Below are 24,443 nucleotides of genomic sequence, written 5' to 3'. Positions count from 1 at the left end.
ATGAACGGAAAAACGTTAACGGAAACATTAATCGAACGCACAAAACAAATTGAGCAAGGTGGGGAACAAAAATATCACCGAAAAAACGCGGAACAAGGAAAATTGTTCGTCCGCGACCGACTAAAGCTATTATTCGATGACGGCATGCAGTTCGAAGACGCCTTGTTTGCGAATTGTCTTGCGGACGGCCTGCCTGCAGATGGCGTTGTCACTGGCGTCGGGAAAATTAACGGGCAAACGGTATGCGTCATGGCAAACGACTCAACCGTCAAAGCGGGGTCGTGGGGAGCGCGCACGGTGGAAAAAATTATTCGCATTCAAGAAACAGCTGAGAAACTTCGTTGCCCGATTTTATATTTAGTGGACTCCGCTGGTGCGCGCATTACGGATCAAATTGAAATGTTTCCAGGTCGTCGCGGGGCAGGGCGCATTTTTTACAACCAAGTCAAACTTTCAGGGAAAGTACCGCAAATTTGCTTATTGTTCGGACCATCTGCCGCTGGTGGCGCCTACATTCCGGCGTTTTGTGATATCGTCATTATGGTCGAAGGAAACGCGTCGATGTACTTAGGCTCTCCACGCATGGCAGAAATGGTCATCGGGGAGAAAGTGACGCTCGAAGAAATGGGCGGAGCGCGCATGCATTGTAGCGTATCCGGTTGCGGCGATGTGCTTGTCAAAACAGAAGAAGAAGCGATTCAGTTTGCGCGTAAGTATTTGTCGTATTTTCCAGCAAACTTTAGCGAGAAACCACCTGTTCATGAAGCAAGACCGCCAAAAATGTTTGAAAAAACAATCGAGGACATTTTGCCAGTCAACCAAAATGCGCCATTTAATATGTACGATTTAATTGAACGGTTCATTGATGAAGGCTCGTTTTGCGAAATTAAAAAATTGTTCGCGCCCGAACTTATTACAGGGCTTGCCCGCCTAAACGGCGAACCGATTGGCATTATCGCAAACCAGCCGCGCGTCAAAGGCGGTGTCTTGTTCCATGACTCCGCCGATAAAGCGGCAAAATTTATTACGCTTTGCGATGCGTTCCATATTCCGCTTCTCTTTTTAGCCGACATCCCAGGCTTTATGATTGGCACAAAAGTAGAACGCGCTGGCATTATTCGTCACGGAGCCAAAATGATTTCGGCGATGTCCGAAGCGACCGTTCCGAAAATATCGGTCATCGTCCGCAAAGCATACGGGGCTGGTCTTTATGCAATGGCAGGGCCAGCATTTGAACCGGATTGCTGCTTAGCGTTCCCGAACGCGCAAATTGCTGTCATGGGACCGGAAGCGGCGGTAAATGCAGTGTACGCCAACAAAATTGCCGAGCTTCCAGAAGAAGAACGCGCGGCATTTATTGAGCAAAAGCGGGAAGAATATCGCCGCGATATCGATATTTACCGTCTCGCTTCAGAAATGGTGATTGACGGGATTATCGCTCCGAATTCGCTTCGCGAGGAATTAATTCGCCGCTTTGATGCGTACCGTACAAAATACATGACGTTCTCAGAACGAAAGCATGGCGTCTATCCCGTCTAACTAACTTGCCAAAACGAAAAAGATTATGTATGATAATAATCACCGCTGCGGTGTACGTGAACGAATGAAGTTTCAACCGATGGCTGAAAAGAGGGAGTTCTACATCGAAACGGGAATGTCATGCCCTACAATGCGGAAACAGGGACGACAAGAACGTTTCTGCGAACACCCACGTAGTGGAGTGTGGTTGAGAAACTGCATTCAACCAACGGCAACTCGCGGCGTCAAACGAACCGATCGAAAAAAGGTCGGTTCGTTTGCTTTTTTCCTACAAACATAGTATAATCATGATTCGTACGCGAATAGTTCGTATTCGAATTATTTCAGTTGGAAGGGAGGGGAGAAGATGGAAACATTCGGGAGAGAAATGATGTACTCTGTGTTCCGAATTCGTAAAGCGTTATACACATTAATTCGCGAAGACGCTACAAGAGTAGGGATTACAGAGCTACAGCTAATCATTCTTTATACGCTATCGAAAAAGGACAACATTCGTTTAAACGATTTAGCAGAAAAACTGAACATGAGCAATAGCACGATTAGCGGGACGATTGAACGTCTTGTCAGTGCAGAATTGGTCATACGCAAACCATCCAAAGAAGACCGGCGCGCGGTCACGCTCCATCTTTCAGAAAAAGGGAAAGAAAAACTACAAGAAGCGTTCAATGACGAATCGCTCCTTCTTCAGCGATTGCAAAAAGTAGAGACAACGCTCGCAAAAGAGGAGATCGAAACATTACTAGCGCTACAACAAAAAGTAAGAACGATTTTATTAGGGGAGGAATAAACCAGTGAGTATGAAACGTTTAATTACGTTAAATATTATTGTGTTGCTTTTATTAGTAGCAGGGGGATTTGCGGCTTATTACTACGTCAATGAAACAACGAATTACATTAAGACAGACAACGCACGGATTGACGGGCAAGCAATTTCCATCGTGCCTCCAATGGCAGGAAAATTAGTTAGCTGGTCTGGCGATATCGGGAAAACATTTGATAGCGGCGACCAAATTGGCGCAGTGTCAGACGGGAAAAATACGTTTCCGATTACCGTTCCACATCATATGACAATCGTTCAGCAAAGCGCAGTCGCCAACTCGCTTGTTGCGCCAACCGTTCCGCTAGCGCGTGGATATGATTTATCGCATTTATGGGTCACTGCAAATATCGAAGAGACAAAAATCGAAGATATTAAAACAGGGCAAGATGTCGATATTTACGTCGACGCTTATCCAGACCGAAAATTTACAGGAAAAGTGGAGAAGCTAGGATTCGCTACTGCCAATACGTTTAGCTTATTGCCAAGCTCGAACACGACAGGAAACTATACAAAAGTGACACAAGTCATTCCGATTACCATTTCTATTGATAACTATAACGGAGCGGGACTTGTACCAGGAATGAACGTCACCGTTCGCATTCATAAGTAGGTGATCATGATGTCAACGTTTTTCACGGGGTACATCTTCTTTTCCCTTCTTGTGCTAGGGCTGTTTAATTATATGTTAAGAAAGAAAAAACAAAAAGACGTGCAAGAAGAGGAACAAGTAGCGGAAAAAGAAATGACTCCCCAAGCTGTGGGGGAAATGGCGTTAGGAGCGAGCCGGGCGAAAGTCGTAGCGACAATTATGCTTGGGGCGTTTGTTGCGATTTTAAACCAAACATTAATTAACGTAGCACTCCCGCATATGATGGGCGACTTTAACGTAGAAACATCTACTATTCAATGGCTCGTAACGGGATATATGCTCGTAAACGGGGTATTGATTCCCGTCAGTCCGTTTTTAATCGCGAAATTTCCAACGAAAAAACTATTTCTTTCGGGTATGACGTTTTTTGCCGTCGGGGCGCTCATTTGTTCGTTCGCCCCATCGTTTGCGGTCATTTTAACCGGTCGGTTAATTCAAGCAGTTGGCGCAGGAATTATTATGCAGCTCATGATGGTTGTTATGTTAACGATTTTCCCGCCAGAAAAACGAGGCGTAGCGATGGGGACGGTAGGAATTGCGATGATGTTTGCTCCAGCGATTGGTCCGACGTTGTCTGGGTGGCTAGTGGAACATTATTCGTGGCGTCTTCTGTTTGATATCGTTTTGCCGATTGCGATTATCGATATTGTCTTAGCCTTTCTTTGGTTAAAAAATACGCCAAAAACGACCAACCCGACATTCGATGTCCGCGGTGCTGTCTATTCTACCCTTGGCTTTGGCGGCGTGTTGTATGGATTTAGTGAAGCGGGAAGCAACGGGTGGGGGAGTACGGAAGTAGCGATTTCCATTGTTATTGGTGTCTTTTTCCTTATTTTGTTTACTTGGCGTTGTTTTACTGCCGAACATCCGATTTTAAATTTGCGTGTTTTTAAATACAGTGTATTTACACTTACGACCATTATTGGTTGTGTGTTAAATATGGCGTTATTTGCCGCGATGGTTCTGTTGCCTGTGTATTTACAAAACATCCGCGGCTTTACTCCGCTTGATTCTGGATTGCTCCTGTTGCCTGGAGCGATTGTGATGGCTATTATGTCGCCGATTTCAGGGATGATTTTCGACCGGATTGGCGTGCGGGCGCTCGCTATTGTCGGGCTTATCATTACCGTTGTGACGACATGGGAATTCAGCCAATTAACGCTAGATACACCATATCGGCATATTTTATGGCTTTATATTTTCCGGATGCTCGGTATGTCGATGTTATCGATGACGATTATGACGGCAGGATTAAATGTGTTGCCGCGCCATTTGTATAGCCACGGAACGGCGACCGCTAATACGTTGCGTCAAGTCGCTTCTTCATTAGGAACAGCGTTTCTCGTTACCGTGATGTCTAACCGGGCAAAGTTTCATGCGGAAAATTACCGCAACGAATTGACGAGCGATAACCCAATGGCGGTAGAAGTTGTGTCGCAATTGAAGCGGCTCATTCCGAGCGATGAAGCGGTTACTCAATTACTGTATGGACTAGTGCAGCAACGCTCGGCGGTAGAAGGCATTAACGATGCGTTTATTGTGGCAACCGCACTAGCGTTGTTAGCGCTCATTTTATCCTTTTTCTTAAAAGGGAAAAAGAAAGAATCTGTTCAAGAAAGCTGATTGGCGAAATGCCAGTCGGCTTTTTTTCATATGCATCCTATTTTTTTCATATGGATAGGACAAGGACGAAAAAAAGGGGATGATTGCAATGACTCCTGTTGGTTCAAAAGGTTGGCTAGTAGAGCAATTAAAAAAGAATGGAATTTACCGCCATCCTGTCGAGCGAAAAAAGCTCGAAACGTATAAAGCGGTGATTTTGTATGGACTATACGAAAAATATGTGAAAAAAGGACGTATTGCCCAATAACGAAAAGAACGCTACAATAGAAGAAGCAACGGATGACGAAAGGAGTAGGGAGATGATTCATCATACATGGCTAAACCGCCCAACGATCAAAAAAGTGACATGCGTCCATACGAATGCGGAAAAATACGTCGTGAATCGCGTATTGACACCAGGAAAAACATATGACGTGAAAAACGAAACAGAAGAATTTTACTTTATTGTGGATAATACCGGAAAAATCGGCGGGTTTTATAAAGAATATTTTAAAGAAGCATAAAAAACGGCTCTTTCGCGAAAGAGCCGTTTTTTATAGCTTCAGCTTTCCAGAAGTATCGATAGAAAGGTCGATTTGGATTTTGTCGAGCATGTCTTTCGTTAATGGGATTCGTCCATTTTTCGCTATTTTTTTCCATACTTTCGGATCTTTCCGATAAAGTATTTCCGACAGATTAAGAGTATCTAGCTGGTCGGTTAATCCTAGTTCAAACAAAGACCGAATTTCTTTTTCGATCGATTTTTTTCCGAGGCGAACTAACTCTTTTTCGGTAAATGGTCGACGCACTTCGATTACGCTTCCTTTCGCTTTTACTTTTATTTGGAAAATAGGACGTCCATTTTTTAGTTTGTACGTAATCTTTGCCGACGGGCGCAAAAAAACAATCGAAGCGACTGTTTTCTTCCTATCTCGAACATAAATTGGCGTTCGTTTCACCCCGGGCTCAACCCAGCGTAACCCAGATAGTTTATCACTTTGTTCACATAACTTTAGCTTATATCCTTCTAAAAAACATGCGCCTTCTGTCTTCAACATTGGTTTTGCTTTGCGATTTTCTTCCCAATCTTTTTTTGAGCTGTTCATGAGCGGAATGTGAACTGTTTCCGCTTTTTCATTCGCATAGGCAATAAATCGATTAAGACGGAGCGGTCGAATAAAGGAGCTTTGTCGATATACATCCCATGGATTCGACAGCCGCGAGTAGTAAGGAGAGCCGTTAAGAACAGGGATATTTTGCAATAGCTGCTTTAATGACGAATCGGTTGCGTATATCCAAATTGTATGGCGAATTTCATTATATCTTCCCAGTACATCGAATACGTCTTGGAAAACGTCTGGACGCAATGCGTTTTTACTAAAAATAATACTTTGGACATGTCCCCAAGAAACGCGTTGTTGCATCGCGGCATATAGTTTATCGGTGGCGATGTTAAACGTTTCGCCCGTTGCTTGTTCAATGGCTACCGACGATTCTTCTTTCCCACCCCCAGATTCGATTTTTGCTAAATTTTGGAAGTTGATAACTTGTACATATACGGTAAACTTGTTATTTTTATAATCAATGCCGATGGCATGAACGTACGTGAGTTGATCGACGTTTTTCGCGCCCCAACATCCTGATAACATGAACGATAGTAAAAGTGGAAGAAGTATCTTTATTTTCATGGCGTCTCACTCCTTCAACAGCTCATCGTCTGTTTTTAACATCGACGGTCGCTTTTTAAACTTTTTCCACCCGCTCGGAATAAACACTTTCCATATATCTCGCTTTTCCAATGGGGCAAGCGGGGTAAGGTATGGGATGCCAAACGTACTTAAATTAGAAAGGTACAGTAAAATGACAAATAGCGCGACAATAAACCCGAACATTCCTAAAAATGAAGCCATTGCGACGATAAAAAAACGAATCATCGTAACCGCACCAGATAATGCTTGATTGACGAGCGTATACGTCGCAACGAGCGAAATCGCTGCCATGACAACCGTTCCAGGCGCAGCTAACCCAGCGTTAATCGCTGCTTGGCCGACAATCAGTCCTCCAACGACGGACAGCGTCTGCCCAATTGCCATCGGTAAACGCATCCCAGCTTCTTTAAAAACTTCAAATAAAATCAAAATAAGAAACATTTCTAACGGGGTCGGCAACGGAACACCTTGCCGCGATAAAATGACCGTTGCTAACAGCGTAAACGGCATTTGGTCTTGATGGTATGTTTTTAGCGCCACCCAAAATCCAGGAAACGCAATCGACGAAACGAGCCCAGCAAACCGAATAAATCGTTGAAACATGACAAATAAAAACGAAGTGTTGTTATCTTCTGCCGTATTTAACACAAACGTTAAATTCGCAGGGCCAATAATCGCAGTTGGCGACCCGTCAACCAAAAGAGCAAACCGACCGTTTAATAAAGCGTTTGCGACGTGATCGGGTCTTCCTGTATACGTAAAAAGCGGAAAAATCGACAGCTTTGCTTCGGTAATTAACTCTTCTAATTGAGTAGAGCCTGTCAAGCCGTCGATTTTTAAATCGAGCAACCGCCTTGTCACTTTTTGAACGAGTTCTTCGTTTATAATATCCGCTATATATAATAAGCGAACTTTTGTTTGAGTTCGTTCACCGATAACGAACGGCTTTGCCACTAATAAATGCGATTTAATCCGTTTGCGCACAAGCGCCATATTTTTTTCAATTTCCTCAATAAACCCATCTTTTGAACCACGAACGGATACTTCGGTATTTGGCTCTTCCGGGTCGCGGTTTGGTTGGTTTTGGAGCGGAAAAGTGTATAGAACATCAGCGGCTTCAAAATAAACTAAAACGTCGCCATTAAAAACAGCAAAATTAAGCATATCGGCAGATACATGTTTACCAAGAAGCCGCATTGGAAATGTTCGATACGTTTCAATGGCGTCAACAGAATGAAAAAAAGCATTTTTCCCCATTTCATAAAAAACAGGCAAAATGACACTATGGAATTGTTGAATGTCACATAATCCTTCGCAATAAACAAAGATGACAGAAAATGGACAGTCGTCTCGTTCAGAACGAATTGTGGTTCGAAGGACTGCTACATCTGGGCAATAGCGAAAATGGTGACGAAGCATTTGTTCAGAAACCGCTAAATTACATTCCATTTTCTTTTTCCTCCAGTCGTTTTTTTCTCAGCTTTGAAAGAAGAGCAAGTAAACTAAGAAGGAGCGATAAAGCGAATAAATACAGCGCCCCTCGTGATGTATATAGCGATAGCCATTGAAAAAAGCGCGTATCGCTCATTGGTGCTAAGGAAAAAGCAACTATTCCTAGGTATATAGCAACAAGCATCCACGCTCTTCCTTTTTGACTGCGGACGTGAAATAATTCAAGAATAAGAGTAGTCGCTAAAGAAATGCGAATAAACGCTCCAGACAGCCATTGGTAAATTGACAAAAAGTCAAGATGCTCAATAAACGTTCCTAACGTCACAAGCCGCCATTGCTCAAAAGCAGGGTAGCGCAATTTTGTTGCTTCTTCTGGACCGAATTCGATAATGGCGCCAATCGTCGGCCCAATTGCTAAGCTAGCGCATAGCACGCCAATAAGCAAAAATGAACGAAAAGAAATGTTTGGGCGCACGTATTGTTGCATAAAAAGCAAAAGAACGAGTTCTGTTCCTCCTAAAAGGGAAGGTAATATCCCTTGAAACACAGGGCGCCATCCATCCTCTAAAAATGGGCGCAACAATGAATAGTCTTTTTGTGGGATGGTCGCTAGCGCGACGAAAACACCTAAACAAAGAACAACGGGTAAAATGACAAACGAGGTTTTCGCAATCGAATGAATGCCACAATACGCGTCCCAAAAACATAACAGCACAAGCATAAGTAAAATCACGATGTTTGGAGTTGTCGTTAAATATGACGTCGTTGTAAACGTTACTGTATCTTTCATCGTAATGCAGCTTGTCACCAATAAATAGCCGCTGCTTAATATGCTAAAAAAATAGGCGATTGACGAACCGAATTCGGTTTTCAACCAGAGAAAAAGTGGCGCTTGCTTTGACTGTTTCATAAAAAAATAAGGAACGATTAAGAAAACAGGAACAAATAAAAGCGCAAGTACTTCTGAAAGCCATGCATCACGGTGAGCCGTTTCAAGTAATACCGGAATGGCAACGACGTGGCTCGTGAAACCGATGGCAAGCATAAACATAAACAATAGCTGTAGTGTATTTAATCGATCACTCATGCAGCCATGTACACCTTTCTTTGCGAATGTTAGAATTAATATCCCCAAGAAAATCCATTCTATACCTATTGTTAATTATTAGAATAGTAAAAAAATACATGCATCTTCCTTCCTAGTTTGTTACAATAAGAAGAAATGAAGAGAGAGGAGAATGGAAAATGTTGTTTGAAAACGACCAACCAGCTGCTTGCTTCTAAGGCGGAGCAAGCGCTCGCTCCGTCTAGGAAAGAAAAAGAAAAAAGACGGAGGGAAAAAAGATGAAACAAACATTTTTCGGTTCGTTGTATTTATCGCTCGCTGCTAGCATTTGGGGTGGGATGTATGTCATTAGTAAATATGTGCTCGATTACGTTCCACCATTTACGCTTGTTTGGCTACGGTATGCGGTTGCCTTTTTTGTATTATGGATGATATTACGTGTGCAGCGCGTTTCTGTGCCGAAAGAAAAGAAAGATTGGAAGCTTATTATTTGGATTGGGATGATTGGTTACGTCCTTTCGATTTCTTTGCAATTCGTCGGTACGAAATGGTCGGATGCCCATACCGCTTCGCTCATCACATCGGCGACACCAGCATTCATTGTGCTATTTGCCCGCTGGATGTTGCACGAAATTATTACGTGGCGAAAGTTGTTTGCGCTGCTATTAGCAACGGCAGGGGTCGTTGTCGTCGTCGGATTAGGTGGCGGGGAGGCGACTTCTTTTGTAGGGAACGTATTATTAGTCGGTGCGGCGCTAACGTGGGCGCTTTTATCAGTGCTCGTAAAAATCGCGTCTGCCCGGCTGTCGGTATTAGTCATTACGACGTATGCGATTTTCGTTGCACTTATTGGCACAACACCGATGATGATGTGGGAGTTATGGGGAGCGATGCCGTTCCCATTTTCGCTGCCAGTAGTGCTTGGGGTTCTCTACCTGGGCATCGTGTCGACCGCGGGCGCGTTTTTCCTTTGGAATAAAGGAATGGAAATGATGGATGCTGGCATCGGTTCGCTCTTTTTCTTTTTCCAGCCGCTTGTCGGCTCAGTGTTTGGCTGGCTGTTTTTGCATGAACAATTAAATATTCCGTTTTGGCTCGGCGGGACGTTCATCGTTGCAGGGGTTGTCATTGCCGTCCTTGAAACAAAGCAATCGTAAGAGGAGGGGGAAAATGTCAAGTCGCGCGAAAGGATTAGCGATGGTCGTAACCGGCGCAGCGCTTTGGGGGCTGTCAGGGACAGCTGCGCAAATATTGTTTCAAGAAAAGCACGTCACTGCGGAGTGGCTCGTAGCAGTAAGAATGGTATTGGCTGGTTTTGTGCTCGTCGTATTAAGCGCTTGGAAAGGGATTGAACCATTTGCTATTTGGAAAGAGCGAAAAAGCCGTTGGCAGCTTATTTTGTTTGGGTTAGTTGGCATGCTTGGCGTGCAATATACGTACTTTGCGTCGATCGCGACCGGGAATGCAGCGACGGCGACGCTACTACAATATTTAGCACCGGTGTATCTCGTTTTATATTCATTAGTGAAAGAAAAACAAAAGCCGACGATAAAAATTAGTTTTGCGGTTTTTCTAGCGCTTGCAGGCACGTTTTTATTAATGACGAACGGCACAACGAATCAGTTCACCGTTTCGCTCGTGTCGGTCGTTTGGGGCGTGTTGTCTGGTGTCGCGTTAGCGTTTTATACCCTTGCTTCTGCGAAGCTATTAAAAACGTGGCAGACGACGCTTGTCGTTGGTTGGGGGATGGTTATTGGCGGCACGGCGATGTGTTGGCTCGTTCCATCGCTTGTCCCGACGAATATTGTATTCGGGGTCGATACGTGGCTATTAATCACGTTCGTCGTGCTTTTCGGGACGTTAATTGCGTTTTTATTGTTTGTTGAAAGCATCCGCCATTTGTCGCCGACCGAATCGAGCTTATTATCGAGCGTTGAGCCGCTATCTGCTGTCCTTGCCTCGATTGCGTTTTTGCATGTTTCGTTTGGCGTATTTCAGGCGATCGGGGCAGCGTGCATTCTATGGACGGTCTTTCTTCTTTCACAGCCATCGAAAAAACGAATGTACCGCAATATAGAAGGGGTGTAGCGACTTGCTACCCCCTTGTTTTTGCGGACGGAAATGTAATTGTTATTGTCGTTCCTTTTTTGATTTCGCTGTCAATTTTCCATGTCCCGTTCATCGTTTCAATCAGCTTGACAGCGACCATCGCTCCAAGCCCTGTCCCTTTTTCTTTCGTACTGAAATACGGCTCTCCAAACCGGCTAATTTGATCGACGGTCATCCCAATGCCGGTATCTGCAATCGTTACTACCACTTCTTCTCCTTTGCAGGAACAAGAAATAGTGACCGTTCCGCCTCGAGGCGTTGCCTCAATACTATTTTTCAATAAGTTTAAAAAACATTGCCGAAAATATTCGGCATTGCCGATAATGGAACACGGTTGGCACTTTTCGACGAGATGTACTCCATTCATTCGGGCGAACGGCTGCAATAAATGGGTCACTCGCTCCAACTCTTGCTCTACGAGGAGTGGTTCTTCTTTTTTCGGCGTCGGTTTGGCGAACGTTAAATAGTCGCTAATAATCGTTTCTGCACGGTCGATTTCTTCAAGGGCAATGTGCATGTATCGCTCTTGTGTTTCTTTTGGTATAGTTTGCGATTTCATTAATTGAAGAAATCCTTTCACGACCGTTAGCGGATTGCGCACCTCATGAGAAATGCTCGCGGCGAGTTGACTGACAATCTCCATTTTTTCTACTTTCACGAGCTTTGACCGCATGATGATTGCGTCTTTTAACGTTTCGATAATATAGACAACAAATAACATCGCAAAGGGTGGAATGAAAATAAAATCAACAATATACGAATCAATCACTTGGAAGTCGAAAAAGACAACGGCGATGATAGTGACAAGCACAGCAAGAAAAAACGTCAGCCATACCGATGTAACCAATTTATTTGTGCGATTCATCCGGCGGAAAAACGGGGATGCAAAAGCAGCGATGATAAGCATTGTGATATACACAGCGACCGTAATTGGTTGGAAGCCATAAAACAAAAAACGAACCGCTAACAAAAGAATGAGTAACGCACTGCCAACCGTCCACCCACCGTATAACGTTCCGATTAAAAACGGAATTTGCCGTAAATCATGCACGCAATTATCCGCGATATAAATCGGAAATTTCATGCATAATAGCATCGGAATCGCGGTGCAAACAATTAAAAACCATTGTTGGTGCCGCGAGTTTGTTTTCCACCATTTTCGGTGGTCATAAATAAAATAATACACAAACATGCTCGTTAAAATATAAAACAAGTTGTTTAATAAATTTTGGTTAATATAAGTTCCCATACACGTTCTCCTAATTGGCAAACATTCGACAATACAATTATACGAAAACTAAGTGGGTTGAAAATAGCTTTTTTCACTTCATCATAGGAGAAAAGGGTTGTTTTTTTGTATGATGTGTACTATAATAACTAATACAGTTAGTATACATCATTTGGAAAGGAGGCGGGGGAATGTTAGACCTCGATATTCGCAGCCGACAGCCAATTTATGAGCAACTCGTCGAGAAAATGAAAGAACTTATCATTCATGAAGTATGGAAGCCGCACGAGCAACTTCCATCGGTACGGCAATTGGCAAAAGAGGTAACAATCAATCCGAATACGATCCAAAAAGCGTACCGTGAACTCGAGCATCAAGGCTACATTTATTCCATTCCGGGAAAAGGAAGTTTTGTCGCGCCGCAATCCCCGTCTGTGAGTCAAGAAAAAGCAGCCACGATCAAACAGCAGATGCTCAAATTACTATGTGAAGCGCTTTATCTCGGAATAGGAAAAGAAGAGCTGTTGTCGCTTGTCGAAACAGCGGAGCAATTAGTGAAAGGAGCGAAAACGAATGATTGATGTTCGTAGCGTTCGAAAAGAATTTGCGGATATAGAAGCAGTGAAAGAAGTAAGTTTGCATGTCGCGCGAGGCTCGATTTATGGCTTGCTTGGCTCCAATGGTGCTGGCAAAACGACGCTGTTAAAAATGCTTGCTGGCATTTACAAACAAGACCGCGGCGACATTTTTATCGGGGGAGAACCGGTTTTTGAAAATACGAACGTGAAACAAAAACTACTATTTTTACCGGATGCACTTTACTTTTTCCCGCAAGCGACGATTCGGCAAATGGCGCAATTTTATCGCGACCTTTATCCGTCGTGGAGCGAGGAGAGGTTTACTCGCTTACAAGAAGCGTTTCCGCTTGCGCTCGATAAAAAAATTCACCGCATGTCTAAAGGGATGCAGCGGCAAGCGGCGTTTTGGCTAGCTTTTTCCGTAAAGCCTGAAGTGATGATTCTCGATGAGCCGCTTGACGGATTAGATGCAGTCATGAGGCAAAAGGTGAAAAACTTACTTGTGCAAGAGGTCGCTGAACGACAGATGACCGTTATCATTTCTTCGCACAACTTACGCGAAGTTGAAGACTTGTGCGACCATATCGGCATTTTGCACCAAGGGGAAATCGTTCTAGAAAAAGAAATGGATGAATTAAAAACGGACGTACATAAAATTCAAGTGGCGTTTCGCGGTGGCATTCCTTCTTCGTTTCTTACAGGGTTAGACGCCGTCTATAAAGAACAGCGAGGCAGCGTGCTTCTTTGCATCGTTCGCGGGCAAAAAGAGAAAGTAGAAGCGTATATTCACCAATTTGAGCCGGTTATTTTTGACGTACTGCCGCTCACATTGGAAGAAATTTTTGTGTATGAGATGGGAGGGGTCGGCTATGCGATCGAAAATATTCTCGTATAATCGTTCATTAGTGATGCAAAATGTCCGAAACGTCGGCTGGATTGGCATCGTTCATCTTCTGCTATTGTTCGCTGCTATTCCGCTAAGGATGCTGATGATTTATACGAATCAAAAAAATGGCTATTCACCTGTGATCCGCAACGTGTTTGAACTTTCAAACGCCTTTCAAGGGATGATTGCCTTTACCGTTCCGGTACTTTTAGCCATTTTTGTCTTTCGTTATCTCCAGACAAAACGGTCGGTGGATTACATGCATAGCTTGCCACTTCGGCGCGAAACGTTGTTTTGGCAACAAATGCTATTTGGCGTTCTTCTGCTTGTTATTCCTGTTATCGTAACAATGCTAGTAGCAGCGTTGTTGTGCCAGTTACCGATAGAAAATATGCACATCTCTGCTGGAGATCTCGTTTGGTGGACGGGAGAGATGCTCTTAATGGAGCTATTTGTCTTTAGCGCAAGCGTGTTAGTCGGGATGCTGACTGGCATATCGGTCTTGCAAGGGGTGTTTGCCTACATTTTGTTTTTATTTCCTGCTGGCATTTCCGTACTGATACTTATGAATATGCGGTATATGTTGTCGGGCTTTTCGGCGGATTATTATTTAAGCGCGAATCTAGAGCGCATCGTACCGTTTGTCCGGTTTGTCGAATTGGTCGATAAACCGTTGGCTGCGTTTGAAATGGTACGTTATGCGTTGGCAGTTGTGGTATGTTGTGTGCTATCTATTTGGCTATACAAACGGCGCCATAGCGAAGCAGCGGGCCAAGCGATTGCGTTTCCAGTACTTCAACCGGTCTTTTCCTTCGGCGTGACGTTTTGTTTTATGCTCGTTGGCGGTTTGTACTTTGGCGAAACGCAACGGAGCATCGGCTGGATTTTGTTTGGTTATGTAGCGTTTTCTCTTGTTGGGTTTTTTATTGCATCAGCTATTATCGAAAAAACGTGGCGCATTTTTCATCGTTGGAAAGAATATGCCATCTTTATCGTAGCAATAATGGTCGTCGGCAGTTTCACTCGTTTTGACATCACCGGCTACGAAAAACGCCAGCCGGCATTATCTGACATTAAGCGCGTCTATTTTGGCGAATCGGTGTATCAGTTTGAACGGCAAGCAGAGGAAAACTATATTTCGTACGTTCAATCCGATCAATTTTTACAAACGACGCAAAATATTAAAAACGTGTACGCATTCCATCGCCAATTAATTGAAGACCGCCCGACGCCGTTTGCGTTTGGGGAAAACATCCGTTCCGTCGTCATCGGCTACGTATTAAAAAACGGAGAAAAAATGGTGAGAACGTACTCGATTCCAATCGACGAATACAAACCTTTTTACGAAGCGATTATGGAATCACGGGAATATAAACACAACTACTACTTGTTATTGCAAGACAACGTTTCTCCGATTCGTCAAATCACGCTTCGAACGGAGACAAAAACGGTTCAAATCGCTGACCCAAAACAAATCGAGTCGTTTCTTGCCGTATTAAAAACAGAACTAAAAGAAGAGCCGTTTACCGAGATGATTTCTCCAATCGATGAATGGGGAACGATAGAACTGTTGCAAAGCGATGGCGGCCAAATGCAGCTTTCGTGGAAAAAATCATATGCACGAATCGATGCGTGGCTGAAGCAACACGGGTTACTTTCGAAAGCACGAGTTACCGCGGACGATGTTGCGTACGCTATCGTCGTGAAAAACGATGCGCGCACCCCGCTTTATGACTTAGTAGAAAACCCGAAGTTTGTCAAAGAGCTAGAAACAAGAACTGACGTGTTGCGCATTACGGATAAACGGCAACTAGACGAGTGCTTGCAAAAAGCTTCTTCTTACGAAACGAAATCGCGCTATATTATCGCCTTTTACCGTACCGCCCATTCTGAACCAGAGTGGCATGTAATGGACGAAGAAACGCTTCCATCGCTTATTCGCAAGCAATTACCATAACGTGTCCCATCAAGGGGCACTTTTTTTCGTATAAACGAAGCGTAGTCCGATAGCGGTTAAGTTTTTTATTCAAATATTTATTTGAATGTATTGACACGTTGAAAGATGTTTTCATATACTATATTCAAACTGATATTTGAATATGGAAGGTGTGACGATGACAAAAGATATGTGTGAAGTCGTTTGTGTCGATGAAGAGAAGGTGCGCGCGATAAAAGCGCAAATGGAAGAGTTGCAAGGAGTGCAACAGCTGTTTAAAGCGCTTGCGGACGGTACACGGCTAAAGATTATTTATGCATTGACGTTAGAAGAAGAGCTGTGTGTGTGCGATGTCGCTAATATTATTGGTTCGACAGTGGCGACTGCTTCCCATCATTTACGCTTTCTTCGCGATATGGGGCTAGCGAAACATCGAAAAGAAGGAAAGCTTGTATTTTACTCGCTACAAGACGAGCATGTGCATCAGCTTGTATCGATTGCGCTCGTCCATGCAAAGGAGTTGAAAAGCGATGGACAATAAACAAGTATATCGGCTTCAAGGGCTTTCTTGTGCAAATTGTGCTGCAACATTTGAAAAAAACGTAAGGGCAATCGATACGGTCGAAGAAGCGTATGTCAACTTTGGGGCGGCGAAATTAACGGTCGTTGGCAAAGCGACCATTGACCAATTAGAAAAAGCAGGGGCGTTTGATGGGATTCATGTCATTCCAGAACATGAGCAAAAAGAAGTACCGCCCGTTCCTTTTTGGAGAAAGCGGGCGAATGTGCTTGCGACCATTTCTGCCATTTTTCTTATGATTGGCTCTCTTCTTTCGTTTATGAAAGGCGAGCAGCACGGACTAGTCATTGGAATGTTCGCCGTAGCGATTGTCATTGGCGGGTATGATTTATTTCGCTCAGGGCTAGCAAATTTAGGTCGCCTTCAGTTTGATATGAAGACGCTCATGACGATTGCGATTATTGGCGCAGCGCTTATCGGAGAGTGGAAAGAAGGAGCGGTCGTTGTCTTTTTATTTGCGGTTAGTGAAGCATTAGAACGATATTCAATGGAACGAGCGCGTCGTTCGATCCAACAAGTGATGGACCTCGCTCCAAAAACGGCGCTTGTGAAGCGAGGAACCCGTATCGAAGAAGTGGGTGTGGAAGAGTTACAAATCGATGATGTCATTGTTGTGAAGCCAGGGCAAAAAATCGCAGCAGACGGCATTGTTGTGAGCGGTGCTTCGTCGGTGAATGAAGCGGCAATTACAGGGGAGTCGATGCCGGTGCATAAAGCGACTGGCGATGAGGTATATGCAGGGACGCTCAACGAAGAAGGAGCGCTAGAAGTGCGTGTGACAAAACAAGTCGCCGATTCGACGATTGCTAAAATCATTCATCTTGTCGAAGAAGCACAAGCGGAAAAAGCTCCGGCACAGCAGTTTGTTGACCGGTTTGCCCGCTATTATACCCCAGCAATTATGGCGATTGCTATGTTTGTTGCGATCGTGCCGCCTATTTTGTTTTCGGAAGATTGGAAACTTTGGATTTATCGCGGGTTGGCCGTATTAGTCGTCGGTTGTCCGTGCGCCCTTGTCATTAGTACGCCGGTGGCAATCGTCACTGCCATTGGTCGAGCGGCTCGGCAAGGGGTGTTAATTAAGGGGGGCGTTTATTTAGAGACATTAGGTCGGCTTCGAGCAATCGCATTTGATAAAACAGGAACGTTGACAAAAGGAACCCCAGCAGTGACTGATATACACGCATTTTCCGGCTGGAGTGAGAAAGAAGTGCTGCACCTTTTAGCAAGCATCGAACAATATTCCCAGCACCCGTTGGCGAAAGCGATTGTGCATAAAGCAACGGAGCACTGCTTGCCGCTTGCTGATTTCCACGTGTCCGATTTTCGTTCATTGACGGGAAAAGGGGTCACAGCGGTCGTTAACGGAACGACGTATTACGCAGGCAGCCCTTTGTTGTTTGCTAGCAAAGAAATGCCGGAAGAAATTACCGACGTCATCCATACGTTGCAGCAAGCAGGAAAAACGGTCGTCGTCGTTGGAGATGACAAACAGATTTTTGGCGTGATTGCGATTTCTGATGAAATGCGTAGCGAAGCAGCCACTGTTGTAAACAAGTTACACATGGTCGGCATTCGCACAATGATGGTGACGGGTGACAACGAAGCGACGGCAAACGCCATCGGGAAAAAAGCAGGGATGACCGACGTATTGGCACAGTTGCTTCCGGAAGAGAAGCTTCGCATTATTAAAGAGAGAAAGCAACAATACGGGCATATTGCGATGGTAGGAGATGGGGTCAACGACGCGCCCGCCTTAGCAGCTGCAGACGTAGGTATTGCAATGGGGAAAAACGGTACCGACGCCGCTTTAGAAACGGCAGATGTCGTGCTCATGGCTGACGACTTAGAGCAGCTCCCATTCGTCATTCGTTTAAGCCGCCAAACGGTGCGAATCATTCAACAAAATATCACGTTTGCCTTTCTCTTAAAACTACTCGCCCTTATTCTCATCGTTCCTGGTTGGCTCACGTTATGGATGGCCATTTTCGCCGACATGGGCGCAACGCTCATCGTGTTGTTCAACTCGCTGCGGCTGTTGCGAGTTTCCTCCTTGCGGTAATCGCAAGGAGTTTTTTTTAGCAACGAACATTTCCAATCCCCACAATCCAATGATGAGAAAGAACATAACCATTTCCATTGGAGACATCACTTTAAACGGATTCACAATATCGATAACCGCTCTCTCTAAATTCATTCCTAATAACAAATTCATGCCAATGGCAATACAAGCAAGCAAAACAGAAATAAAAAATGAAATGGCTATAAGTTTCATTGTTTTTTCCTCCCACGTCGTGTTTATTTTATCTTTCCGCTTTTCTCGCATTTTATCCTTATTTGCATAATGAACGCCTCAACTGTTTATGATAACCATTAGTAATAGAGAATGGGGGCGGTAATATGTGGTTTCCGCGAACACGGCAAAAACAAGAGAACGGCAAAACAAACGAACAGAGCGGACAAGCAACCGAAGGGATTTCTGGGACAATTGCTAGCGAACTAGACAAAAATATCGGTATGATTCAACATACGACCGGCGATAGCGCGGATGTCGTTATTCGGCGCTTTTGGATCGGAAAAGAACCATCCTTCCCTGCGGCACTTTGTTTTGTGAGTGGAATAGTTGATGAGAAAGCGGTTCAGCAGCTACTATTCGAATCGATGATGCAATTAACGCTTCCATCCACTTGCTGTGATGAAATCGCTCACTATATCGAACAGAAACTTGCAGCAAATACTCTTAAGCAAGTAAGGCGTTGGGATGAACTGTTTCTATTATTAATGTCTGGGAGTGCCATTTTATTCATTGACGGCGTGCCGGAAGCAATAAGTATAGATGTCAAAGGCGGGGAATATCGAGCGATTGAAGAGCCAAGCACCCAACTTACGATTCGCGGACCACGGGAAGGATTTACAGAATCAATGGCAACGAATATTTCCATGGTTCGACGTCGCATCCAAAACCCACATGTGTGGGTAGAAGCATTGGTAATCGGCGAAGTAACGAAAACGAACATATCCATCATGTATATAAAAGGAATCGCAAACGATAAAATAGTTGAGGAAGTACGAAATCGTCTGAAGCGCATTCGTATCGATGGAATTCTTGAGTCGGGTTATATTGAACAACTCATTGAGGATCAACCATTTACTACGTTTCCGACCATTTATCATACGGAACGTCCCGATAGTGTTGCAGCCAATTTGTTAGAAGGACGCATCGCTATTTTTATGGAAGGAACCCCTTTTGTTTTAATTGTTCCGACGGTATTTATTCAGTTTTTCCAAGCCGTAGAAGACTATTACGCTCGTTTTGATATTGCGACTGCATTGCGTTTTTTGCGTGTGTTAATTTTTTTTATTTCGCTCATCGCACCATCGGTTTACATTGCAGCAACGACATTCCATCAAGAAATGATTCCGACACAGCTTGTTATCGCTATTGCTGCCCAACGAGAATCTGTCCCGTTCCCAGCTTTTATAGAAGCACTCATGATGGAAATCACGTTTGAAGTGTTGCGCGAAGCTGGGGTGCGCCTTCCGCGTACGGTCGGTCAGGCAGTATCCATTGTTGGGGCACTTGTTATCGGTCAAGCAGCGGTAGAGGCAGGGTTTGTTTCATCGGCGATGGTCATTGTCGTCTCCATTACGGCAATTGCTAGTTTTGCGACACCGTCGTTTGCGATTGCTATTTCAGCACGTTTAATCCGATTTTTATTAATGGTATTAGCAGCGTTATTGGGATTTTATGGGATTTTAATCGGACTGGTGTGGATGACGCTCCATTTATGTAGCCTTCGGTCGTTTGGTGTGCCGTATATGTCACCGCTTGCCCCACTTATTCCGAGCAATGTTCGCGATACACTCGTACGATTCCCATTATGGGCCTTAATCGATCGCCCACGTCTTATTAGCCAAACGAATCGTGTACGGCAAAGGGGAGAGCAACCAAAACCACCACATTCATCAAAGAAAGAAGGGGATCACCATTAAGAAACTCCTTTTTCTTATTGTAATAATTACTCATGCGATAGTTCTTTCTGGGTGTTGGAGTAAAAAAGAATTAACCGATTTAGCGTTTGTTATTGCGGTTGGAGTAGATAAAAAAGATGGGAAATATGTTATAACGCTTCAAGTTGTAAATCCAGGAAACGTAGCTGGCGCAACGCAAAGAGGGGGAGGGGGAAGTGGAGTTCCTGTCACTTTATATACATCAACGGGAGATACGTTAGTCGAGGCGAGCCGGAAGGTATCAAAAAAAGTTTCCCGGATTACATATTACGCTCACACAAACCTTGTTGTCATTGGCGAACAATTGGCGCGCGAAGGAATCAAAGAAATTTTTGATGCAATTGAGCGAAATCCGCAATTTAGAACAACTGCAAGCGTCGTTATTGCTCGCAAACAAACAGCGGAACAGTTGCTATCCGTGTTGACCCCGATTGATAAAATCCCTGCCAATCAAATGATTAAAACATTAGAGATGACAGAAACAGTATGGGGAGAAAATTTGAATGTTCATGCAGGCGAAATCATCGAGGATTTCTCGCTCGCCGGAAAAGAAATAGTCATGAGTAGTTTTCGGTTAGATAGGAATCTAAAGAAAGGACAGCAACAAGAAAACGTTCAATTCGTTCGACCACCTGCACGGCTTCGTGCCTCAGAATTAGCGATGTTTAAAAATGGAAAACTTGTAAGATGGATTAGCGGAGAAGAGGCGCGTGGAGTATTATGGATTCTTAATAAAATAAAACAGACAGCGATTACTGTCGATTGGGAGGGAAAAGAAGAATCCGTTTCCTATAAAGTAATGCGAGCGAAAACAGAAATAGCGGCGAAAATGAAAAAAGGGAAGCCGGTTCTTACGATTCATGTAGAAACAGAAGGAGACGTCGGGGAAGTGCTCGTTCCTATTGATTTCACTAATCCAGCCAACATTACTAACCTTGAAACAAAACTACGAAAAGAAATAAAAAAAGAAATACAAAAAGCGATTCAACAAGCTCAACGAGAAAAAAGCGATATTTTTGGGTTGGGGGAAGTGGTGCACAGATCATATCCGGAAAAATGGAAGAAGATGAAACAGACGTGGAATGAACAATATTTCCCAAACATTTCTGTCCATGTGACAGTAGATACATTTATTCGACGTACAGGATTGAGGAGTAATCCATATTTTCCATAAGGCGGTGAACGATATGGAGCAAGCGCGAATTAGTGCGCGACAATTATTGATGCTTGCTATTTTATTTGAACACGGCAGCGCCATGGTCATTCCGCTTGGGATTGATGCGAAACAAGATGTATGGTTGGCGATTTTGTGCGGCATGGTGCTTGGGGGAGGGCTGTTTTTTATTTATTATCGTCTGTTCACTTATTATCCATCACTTCCATTAACAGCATATAGCCAGCAAATTGTTGGTCCATTTTTCGGGAAAATAATTGCGCTTGTATACATTCTTTATTTTTTATATATCGCTGCCCGTGTATTGCGTGATTTCGGTGAGTTATTGCTAACATTCGCCTATCCAGAAACGCCGCTTTTTGTTTTAAATGCTGTGATGATGTTAACCGTCATGTACGCTGCCTATAAAGGAATAGAAGTGCTGGCGCGAACTGGCGAATTATTTTTCTTTTCACTTTACTTTACAGCATTTTCTGGTATTGCGCTAGTAGTGGCCGCTGGGTTGATCGATATCCATCGGTTACAACCGGTATTAGAAGAAGGATGGAAACGAGTGTTTCGTATCGTATTTACCCAAACGTTGTACGTTCCGTTTGGAGAAACGGTCGTTTTTACGATGTTGTTGCCGTATATTCAAAAGCATGAAAAAGCAAAAATGGTTGGCTGGCTTGCCATATTGTTGAGCGGGTTAAATTTAGCATTTATTATGGCAATCAATATCGCTGTATTAGGGGCAGACACGGTTGCTCGTTCGACTTTTCCGTTGTTAAATACAATTCGAGAAATTCGTGTAGCCAATTTTTTAGAGCGGTTAGATGTATTGTTTATGATTGCATTGGTTGTCGGTGGCTTTTTTAAGATTAGCCTCTTTTTTTACGCTGGAGTCATTGGTGCTGCGGACTTATTTCGTATGCCACAGCACCAACGGCTTGTATATCCGTTAGGCATTTCTGTGTTGTTATTGTCCATTGCAATTGCCAGCAATTTTTCTGAACATATTAAAGAAGGATTAAATATCGTGACGCTCTATATGCATATCCCGCTACAAGTTGGTATTCCACTGTTGCTGCTTTTGTTCGCAATCATTCGTCATCGTTCATCTTTCTTGTTTAGGAAGCAGGAAAAAAAGTAGGAGAGGACGAAATAAATGAAGAGTATTCTGAAAAGGAGGAATATTTCGTTTTTCATGATGAGCATTTGTTATCTAAATACTAGTAAAAGGGTTGAACAAACGTGGACGTAGAGTTGAATGTGGTGGAGAAGCTGGAGAATGTGTATGCGCAGGAAGGGGTTGTCATTACGACCGACAAAGGAACGATTATTGCGATTAGTGAACGTATATTGTCGGTCACTGGCTATGCAAAAGAGCAAGTCATCGGACGGTCGCTGCGAACGTTGTTTTCGCATTCGTTTGCCGTAGACGATGAAGCGATATGGACGCATTTGCAAACGCACGCTCGATGGCAAGGGGAAGTTTGTCTTCATTCGCCAACCGTTTCCCGTCGAAAACAGGTGACTGTCGATGTAGTATGGTGCGAAGAAGTTCGCACCAAACTATACGTTTGGCAGCTTGCGGATGTTCCAGAAGCAGAATATGTCGTCGAAGCGATATATAAAGCATCGCCAATTGCAATAGTTGAGCTCAGCCGTACGATGAACGTCCGCTATTGGAACGAAGCGGCGGAACAACTTTTCGGATGGAAAAAAGAAGACATTATCGATCAGCCGCTCTTTTCTTTCTTGCAATGCCATCCGAGTTATATGCAAAGCATGTTTGAACAAACAGCACAAGGAGAACCGCTAACGTTTGAATGTACGGCGAGGCGAAAAAACGGGGAGGTGCTTTATCTCGCTTGCTCGGCGCTTGCAATCGCTTACAACGAACATATCCAAGGATATATCGTAACGATTAACGATATCACGAAAATGAGGCAAAAGGAGATTGAACACGGAAAACAAGTAGAACTAGCGAAAAAAATTCAACAAAGTGTACTCACTCCTCTCCTTCAACATGACACAATTACGATGGACGCCATTTACATTCCATCGGAAGAACTGTCAGGCGACCTTTATGCGTGTTACCAAATTGACGACCATCGTTTTGGGATGATGATTATTGATGTCATGGGCCACGGCCTTTCTTCTTCCTTAATCAGCATGTCGTTACGCTCGTTATTAAGAGGGTTAATCCTTCGGGTAGTAGACCCGGTTTCCGTTGCGTTGGAACTAGAAAAACATTTGCAAAATTTGTTCCCAGAAAAAGAACTAGAGATCCATTATTTGTTTTCCATGATTTATTTAGTCATTGATACGAAGCAGAGAAAAATTGAATACATTAACGCTGGTCACCCGTTTGGGCTGATGCTGACAAACGACGGAGAAATAACGGAACTAGATAAAGGCGGTCTTGCAATTGGCAGCCCATTTTCTGCTCCGTTTGAAAAAGGGGTGGTTCATTACGACAAACGAACGAGGTTGTTTTTGTACACCGATGGCATTTTAGAAGCAATCGATTCGTCCATTTTAACGAGCCTTACAAAAATCCGACGATTTCTAAAAAACTATCACCATCTATCCGATCAGCAGTTTTTGCGGCTACTCGTCGATCACCATGTGCGTCAGCCTCATCCTGCAGATGATATTTGCTTACTTTCCATTACAATTCAAGAATGGTAGGTGCAAGGAATGTACGAGATGGTGCTTCACTGCCCAGCAAATGTAGAAACGATCGAGTTTTGCGATCTAGTCATTGATTCTCTCGCCTCATTTTTCGCTGTCCGTGACAGGCAAGCATTCGTTTATCCGTTCATGAAGCAATCATTAACTCGATCGAAGCAGTTCGAACGCAATGCAATAAACACAATGCTGCTCTTACCCTTTCGGTGCGTATTACAAAAGACGATGTGACTGTTTTTGTTTCGGATGCGGCGAATGGTCTTTCAAAACAACTCATCGAGAGTCGACAAACGAAACGGTTAGAAGATGTACTGCTAGAAGAATCGGGACGAGGACTTCTGTTGATGAGAGAATTGATGGACGCTCTATGGGTGGAGCCGTTAGCCAACGGCACATACGCACTCGGGATGAAAATGGGGAGATGAAAT

Annotated in this window: 23 protein-coding genes and 1 other RNA gene; 19 read left to right on the top strand and 5 right to left on the bottom strand. The window is 43.8% G+C overall.

Going from position 1 to position 24,443, the window contains the following annotated elements; genetic code table 11:
• The 7 genes from GGR02_RS08090 (at nucleotide 1) to GGR02_RS08060 (ending at nucleotide 5,134) form a co-directional block, all read left to right on the top strand.
• On the top strand, nucleotides 1-1,539 hold the full coding sequence (locus GGR02_RS08090) for an acyl-CoA carboxylase subunit beta (RefSeq protein ID WP_183184225.1): 1,539 nt from the start codon (nucleotides 1-3) through the stop codon (nucleotides 1,537-1,539).
• Between the two features lie 39 nt (nucleotides 1,540-1,578).
• Nucleotides 1,579-1,768: non-coding RNA, 6S RNA (ssrS, locus tag GGR02_RS08085), on the top strand.
• Nucleotides 1,769-1,885: 117 nt separating this feature from the next.
• Complete coding sequence (locus GGR02_RS08080) at nucleotides 1,886-2,326, top strand: MarR family winged helix-turn-helix transcriptional regulator (RefSeq protein WP_183184224.1); 441 nt, start codon at nucleotides 1,886-1,888, stop codon at nucleotides 2,324-2,326.
• A gap of 10 nt (nucleotides 2,327-2,336) precedes the next feature.
• Nucleotides 2,337-2,969, top strand: coding sequence for an HlyD family secretion protein (locus GGR02_RS08075; RefSeq protein ID WP_183184287.1), 633 nt, complete (start codon nucleotides 2,337-2,339; stop codon nucleotides 2,967-2,969).
• Nucleotides 2,970-2,978: 9 nt separating this feature from the next.
• Entirely contained in the window at nucleotides 2,979-4,631 is a 1,653-nt protein-coding gene (locus tag GGR02_RS08070; protein WP_183184223.1) for a DHA2 family efflux MFS transporter permease subunit, read from the top strand.
• A 79-nt stretch (nucleotides 4,632-4,710) separates the two neighbouring features.
• Complete coding sequence (locus tag GGR02_RS08065) at nucleotides 4,711-4,878, top strand: DUF2639 domain-containing protein (RefSeq protein WP_373286620.1); 168 nt, start codon at nucleotides 4,711-4,713, stop codon at nucleotides 4,876-4,878.
• A 52-nt stretch (nucleotides 4,879-4,930) separates the two neighbouring features.
• Nucleotides 4,931-5,134: a DUF6501 family protein gene (locus tag GGR02_RS08060; RefSeq protein ID WP_183184222.1), complete on the top strand. Its 204-nt coding sequence runs from the start codon at nucleotides 4,931-4,933 to the stop codon at nucleotides 5,132-5,134.
• Nucleotides 5,135-5,164: 30 nt separating this feature from the next.
• On the opposite strand, the gene GGR02_RS08055 is transcribed toward GGR02_RS08060, so the two are convergent.
• From GGR02_RS08055 to GGR02_RS08045, 3 genes are read right to left on the bottom strand one after another with little or no spacing between them, the layout of a single operon-like run.
• Entirely contained in the window at nucleotides 5,165-6,298 is a 1,134-nt protein-coding gene (locus GGR02_RS08055) for a Ger(x)C family spore germination protein (RefSeq protein ID WP_183184221.1), read from the bottom strand.
• A gap of 6 nt (nucleotides 6,299-6,304) precedes the next feature.
• The gene (locus GGR02_RS08050) at nucleotides 6,305-7,768 is read right to left on the bottom strand and encodes a spore germination protein (RefSeq protein ID WP_183184220.1); all 1,464 of its coding nucleotides are present in this window, start codon (nucleotides 7,766-7,768) and stop codon (nucleotides 6,305-6,307) included.
• Complete coding sequence (locus tag GGR02_RS08045) at nucleotides 7,758-8,858, bottom strand: GerAB/ArcD/ProY family transporter (protein WP_183184219.1); 1,101 nt, start codon at nucleotides 8,856-8,858, stop codon at nucleotides 7,758-7,760. The genes GGR02_RS08050 and GGR02_RS08045 overlap by 11 nt, the downstream gene beginning before the upstream one ends.
• A gap of 257 nt (nucleotides 8,859-9,115) precedes the next feature.
• Here GGR02_RS08045 and GGR02_RS08040 point away from each other — a divergent pair, with 257 nt between their 5' ends.
• Together GGR02_RS08040 and GGR02_RS08035 are read left to right on the top strand one after the other, a co-directional pair.
• On the top strand, nucleotides 9,116-9,994 hold the full coding sequence (locus tag GGR02_RS08040; RefSeq protein ID WP_183184218.1) for a DMT family transporter: 879 nt from the start codon (nucleotides 9,116-9,118) through the stop codon (nucleotides 9,992-9,994).
• A 13-nt stretch (nucleotides 9,995-10,007) separates the two neighbouring features.
• Nucleotides 10,008-10,925, top strand: coding sequence for a DMT family transporter (locus GGR02_RS08035; RefSeq protein ID WP_183184217.1), 918 nt, complete (start codon nucleotides 10,008-10,010; stop codon nucleotides 10,923-10,925).
• Nucleotides 10,926-10,932: 7 nt separating this feature from the next.
• On the opposite strand, the gene GGR02_RS08030 is transcribed toward GGR02_RS08035, so the two are convergent.
• Nucleotides 10,933-12,195: a sensor histidine kinase gene (locus GGR02_RS08030; protein WP_183184216.1), complete on the bottom strand. Its 1,263-nt coding sequence runs from the start codon at nucleotides 12,193-12,195 to the stop codon at nucleotides 10,933-10,935.
• Nucleotides 12,196-12,365: 170 nt separating this feature from the next.
• On the opposite strand from GGR02_RS08030, the gene GGR02_RS08025 reads away from it, so the two are divergent.
• The 5 genes from GGR02_RS08025 to GGR02_RS08005 all read left to right on the top strand — a co-directional run bounded on the left by GGR02_RS08025 (nucleotide 12,366) and on the right by GGR02_RS08005 (nucleotide 18,216).
• Nucleotides 12,366-12,755 carry a GntR family transcriptional regulator gene (locus GGR02_RS08025; protein ID WP_183184215.1) on the top strand — a complete coding sequence of 130 codons (390 nt, stop codon included), beginning with the start codon at nucleotides 12,366-12,368 and terminating at the stop codon, nucleotides 12,753-12,755.
• Entirely contained in the window at nucleotides 12,748-13,647 is a 900-nt protein-coding gene (locus GGR02_RS08020; protein ID WP_183184214.1) for an ABC transporter ATP-binding protein, read from the top strand. Before GGR02_RS08025 ends, GGR02_RS08020 begins: the two co-directional genes overlap by 8 nt.
• Nucleotides 13,622-15,595 carry a DUF6449 domain-containing protein gene (locus GGR02_RS08015; protein ID WP_183184213.1) on the top strand — a complete coding sequence of 658 codons (1,974 nt, stop codon included), beginning with the start codon at nucleotides 13,622-13,624 and terminating at the stop codon, nucleotides 15,593-15,595. Before GGR02_RS08020 ends, GGR02_RS08015 begins: the two co-directional genes overlap by 26 nt.
• A gap of 157 nt (nucleotides 15,596-15,752) precedes the next feature.
• The gene (locus GGR02_RS08010) at nucleotides 15,753-16,115 is read left to right on the top strand and encodes an ArsR/SmtB family transcription factor (protein WP_183184212.1); all 363 of its coding nucleotides are present in this window, start codon (nucleotides 15,753-15,755) and stop codon (nucleotides 16,113-16,115) included.
• The gene (locus GGR02_RS08005) at nucleotides 16,105-18,216 is read left to right on the top strand and encodes a heavy metal translocating P-type ATPase (protein WP_183184211.1); all 2,112 of its coding nucleotides are present in this window, start codon (nucleotides 16,105-16,107) and stop codon (nucleotides 18,214-18,216) included. Before GGR02_RS08010 ends, GGR02_RS08005 begins: the two co-directional genes overlap by 11 nt.
• Here GGR02_RS08005 and GGR02_RS08000 read toward each other — a convergent pair.
• Nucleotides 18,127-18,429 (bottom strand): hypothetical protein, encoded by a 303-nt coding sequence (locus GGR02_RS08000; protein ID WP_183184210.1) that lies wholly within the window; start codon nucleotides 18,427-18,429, stop codon nucleotides 18,127-18,129. The two genes, GGR02_RS08005 and GGR02_RS08000, sit on opposite strands and share 90 nt — an antisense overlap.
• A gap of 125 nt (nucleotides 18,430-18,554) precedes the next feature.
• Between GGR02_RS08000 and GGR02_RS07995 the strand changes: the two genes are divergently transcribed.
• The 5 genes from GGR02_RS07995 to GGR02_RS17490 all read left to right on the top strand — a co-directional run bounded on the left by GGR02_RS07995 (nucleotide 18,555) and on the right by GGR02_RS17490 (nucleotide 24,440).
• Nucleotides 18,555-20,147 carry a spore germination protein gene (locus GGR02_RS07995; protein ID WP_183184209.1) on the top strand — a complete coding sequence of 531 codons (1,593 nt, stop codon included), beginning with the start codon at nucleotides 18,555-18,557 and terminating at the stop codon, nucleotides 20,145-20,147.
• Entirely contained in the window at nucleotides 20,143-21,339 is a 1,197-nt protein-coding gene (locus GGR02_RS07990; RefSeq protein ID WP_183184285.1) for a Ger(x)C family spore germination protein, read from the top strand. Before GGR02_RS07995 ends, GGR02_RS07990 begins: the two co-directional genes overlap by 5 nt.
• 13 nt (nucleotides 21,340-21,352) lie before the next feature.
• Nucleotides 21,353-22,471: a GerAB/ArcD/ProY family transporter gene (locus GGR02_RS07985; RefSeq protein ID WP_183184208.1), complete on the top strand. Its 1,119-nt coding sequence runs from the start codon at nucleotides 21,353-21,355 to the stop codon at nucleotides 22,469-22,471.
• A gap of 101 nt (nucleotides 22,472-22,572) precedes the next feature.
• Nucleotides 22,573-24,015, top strand: coding sequence for a SpoIIE family protein phosphatase (locus GGR02_RS07980; protein ID WP_183184207.1), 1,443 nt, complete (start codon nucleotides 22,573-22,575; stop codon nucleotides 24,013-24,015).
• Nucleotides 24,016-24,131: 116 nt separating this feature from the next.
• A complete protein-coding gene (locus GGR02_RS17490; RefSeq protein ID WP_311733895.1) occupies nucleotides 24,132-24,440 on the top strand; it encodes an ATP-binding protein in 309 nt (102 codons plus the stop codon).
• Nucleotides 24,441-24,443 lie beyond the last annotated feature (3 nt).

The organism is Anoxybacteroides voinovskiense, from assembly GCF_014196205.1.
Classification (GTDB): domain Bacteria; phylum Bacillota; class Bacilli; order Bacillales; family Anoxybacillaceae; genus Anoxybacteroides; species Anoxybacteroides voinovskiense.
The sequence above is the reverse complement of the archived record's forward strand: the minus strand, read 5'-3'. Positions and strand labels throughout refer to the sequence as shown.

Coding starts and splice junctions, on each gene's coding strand:
- GGR02_RS07995 (WP_183184209.1), top strand. CDS start 18,555: ATGTGGTTTCCGCGAACACGGCAAAAACAAGAGAACGGCAAAACAAAC.
- GGR02_RS08020 (WP_183184214.1), top strand. CDS start 12,748: ATGATTGATGTTCGTAGCGTTCGAAAAGAATTTGCGGATATAGAAGCA.
- GGR02_RS08090 (WP_183184225.1), top strand. CDS start 1: ATGAACGGAAAAACGTTAACGGAAACATTAATCGAACGCACAAAACAA.
- GGR02_RS08015 (WP_183184213.1), top strand. CDS start 13,622: ATGCGATCGAAAATATTCTCGTATAATCGTTCATTAGTGATGCAAAAT.
- GGR02_RS07985 (WP_183184208.1), top strand. CDS start 21,353: ATGGAGCAAGCGCGAATTAGTGCGCGACAATTATTGATGCTTGCTATT.
- GGR02_RS08075 (WP_183184287.1), top strand. CDS start 2,337: ATGAAACGTTTAATTACGTTAAATATTATTGTGTTGCTTTTATTAGTA.
- GGR02_RS08010 (WP_183184212.1), top strand. CDS start 15,753: ATGACAAAAGATATGTGTGAAGTCGTTTGTGTCGATGAAGAGAAGGTG.
- GGR02_RS08000 (WP_183184210.1), bottom strand. CDS start 18,429: ATGAAACTTATAGCCATTTCATTTTTTATTTCTGTTTTGCTTGCTTGT.
- GGR02_RS08055 (WP_183184221.1), bottom strand. CDS start 6,298: ATGAAAATAAAGATACTTCTTCCACTTTTACTATCGTTCATGTTATCA.
- GGR02_RS08030 (WP_183184216.1), bottom strand. CDS start 12,195: ATGGGAACTTATATTAACCAAAATTTATTAAACAACTTGTTTTATATT.
- GGR02_RS08045 (WP_183184219.1), bottom strand. CDS start 8,858: ATGAGTGATCGATTAAATACACTACAGCTATTGTTTATGTTTATGCTT.
- GGR02_RS08060 (WP_183184222.1), top strand. CDS start 4,931: ATGATTCATCATACATGGCTAAACCGCCCAACGATCAAAAAAGTGACA.
- GGR02_RS08040 (WP_183184218.1), top strand. CDS start 9,116: ATGAAACAAACATTTTTCGGTTCGTTGTATTTATCGCTCGCTGCTAGC.
- GGR02_RS08080 (WP_183184224.1), top strand. CDS start 1,886: ATGGAAACATTCGGGAGAGAAATGATGTACTCTGTGTTCCGAATTCGT.
- GGR02_RS08025 (WP_183184215.1), top strand. CDS start 12,366: ATGTTAGACCTCGATATTCGCAGCCGACAGCCAATTTATGAGCAACTC.
- GGR02_RS08005 (WP_183184211.1), top strand. CDS start 16,105: ATGGACAATAAACAAGTATATCGGCTTCAAGGGCTTTCTTGTGCAAAT.
- GGR02_RS08050 (WP_183184220.1), bottom strand. CDS start 7,768: ATGGAATGTAATTTAGCGGTTTCTGAACAAATGCTTCGTCACCATTTT.
- GGR02_RS08070 (WP_183184223.1), top strand. CDS start 2,979: ATGTCAACGTTTTTCACGGGGTACATCTTCTTTTCCCTTCTTGTGCTA.
- GGR02_RS08035 (WP_183184217.1), top strand. CDS start 10,008: ATGTCAAGTCGCGCGAAAGGATTAGCGATGGTCGTAACCGGCGCAGCG.
- GGR02_RS08065 (WP_373286620.1), top strand. CDS start 4,711: ATGATTGCAATGACTCCTGTTGGTTCAAAAGGTTGGCTAGTAGAGCAA.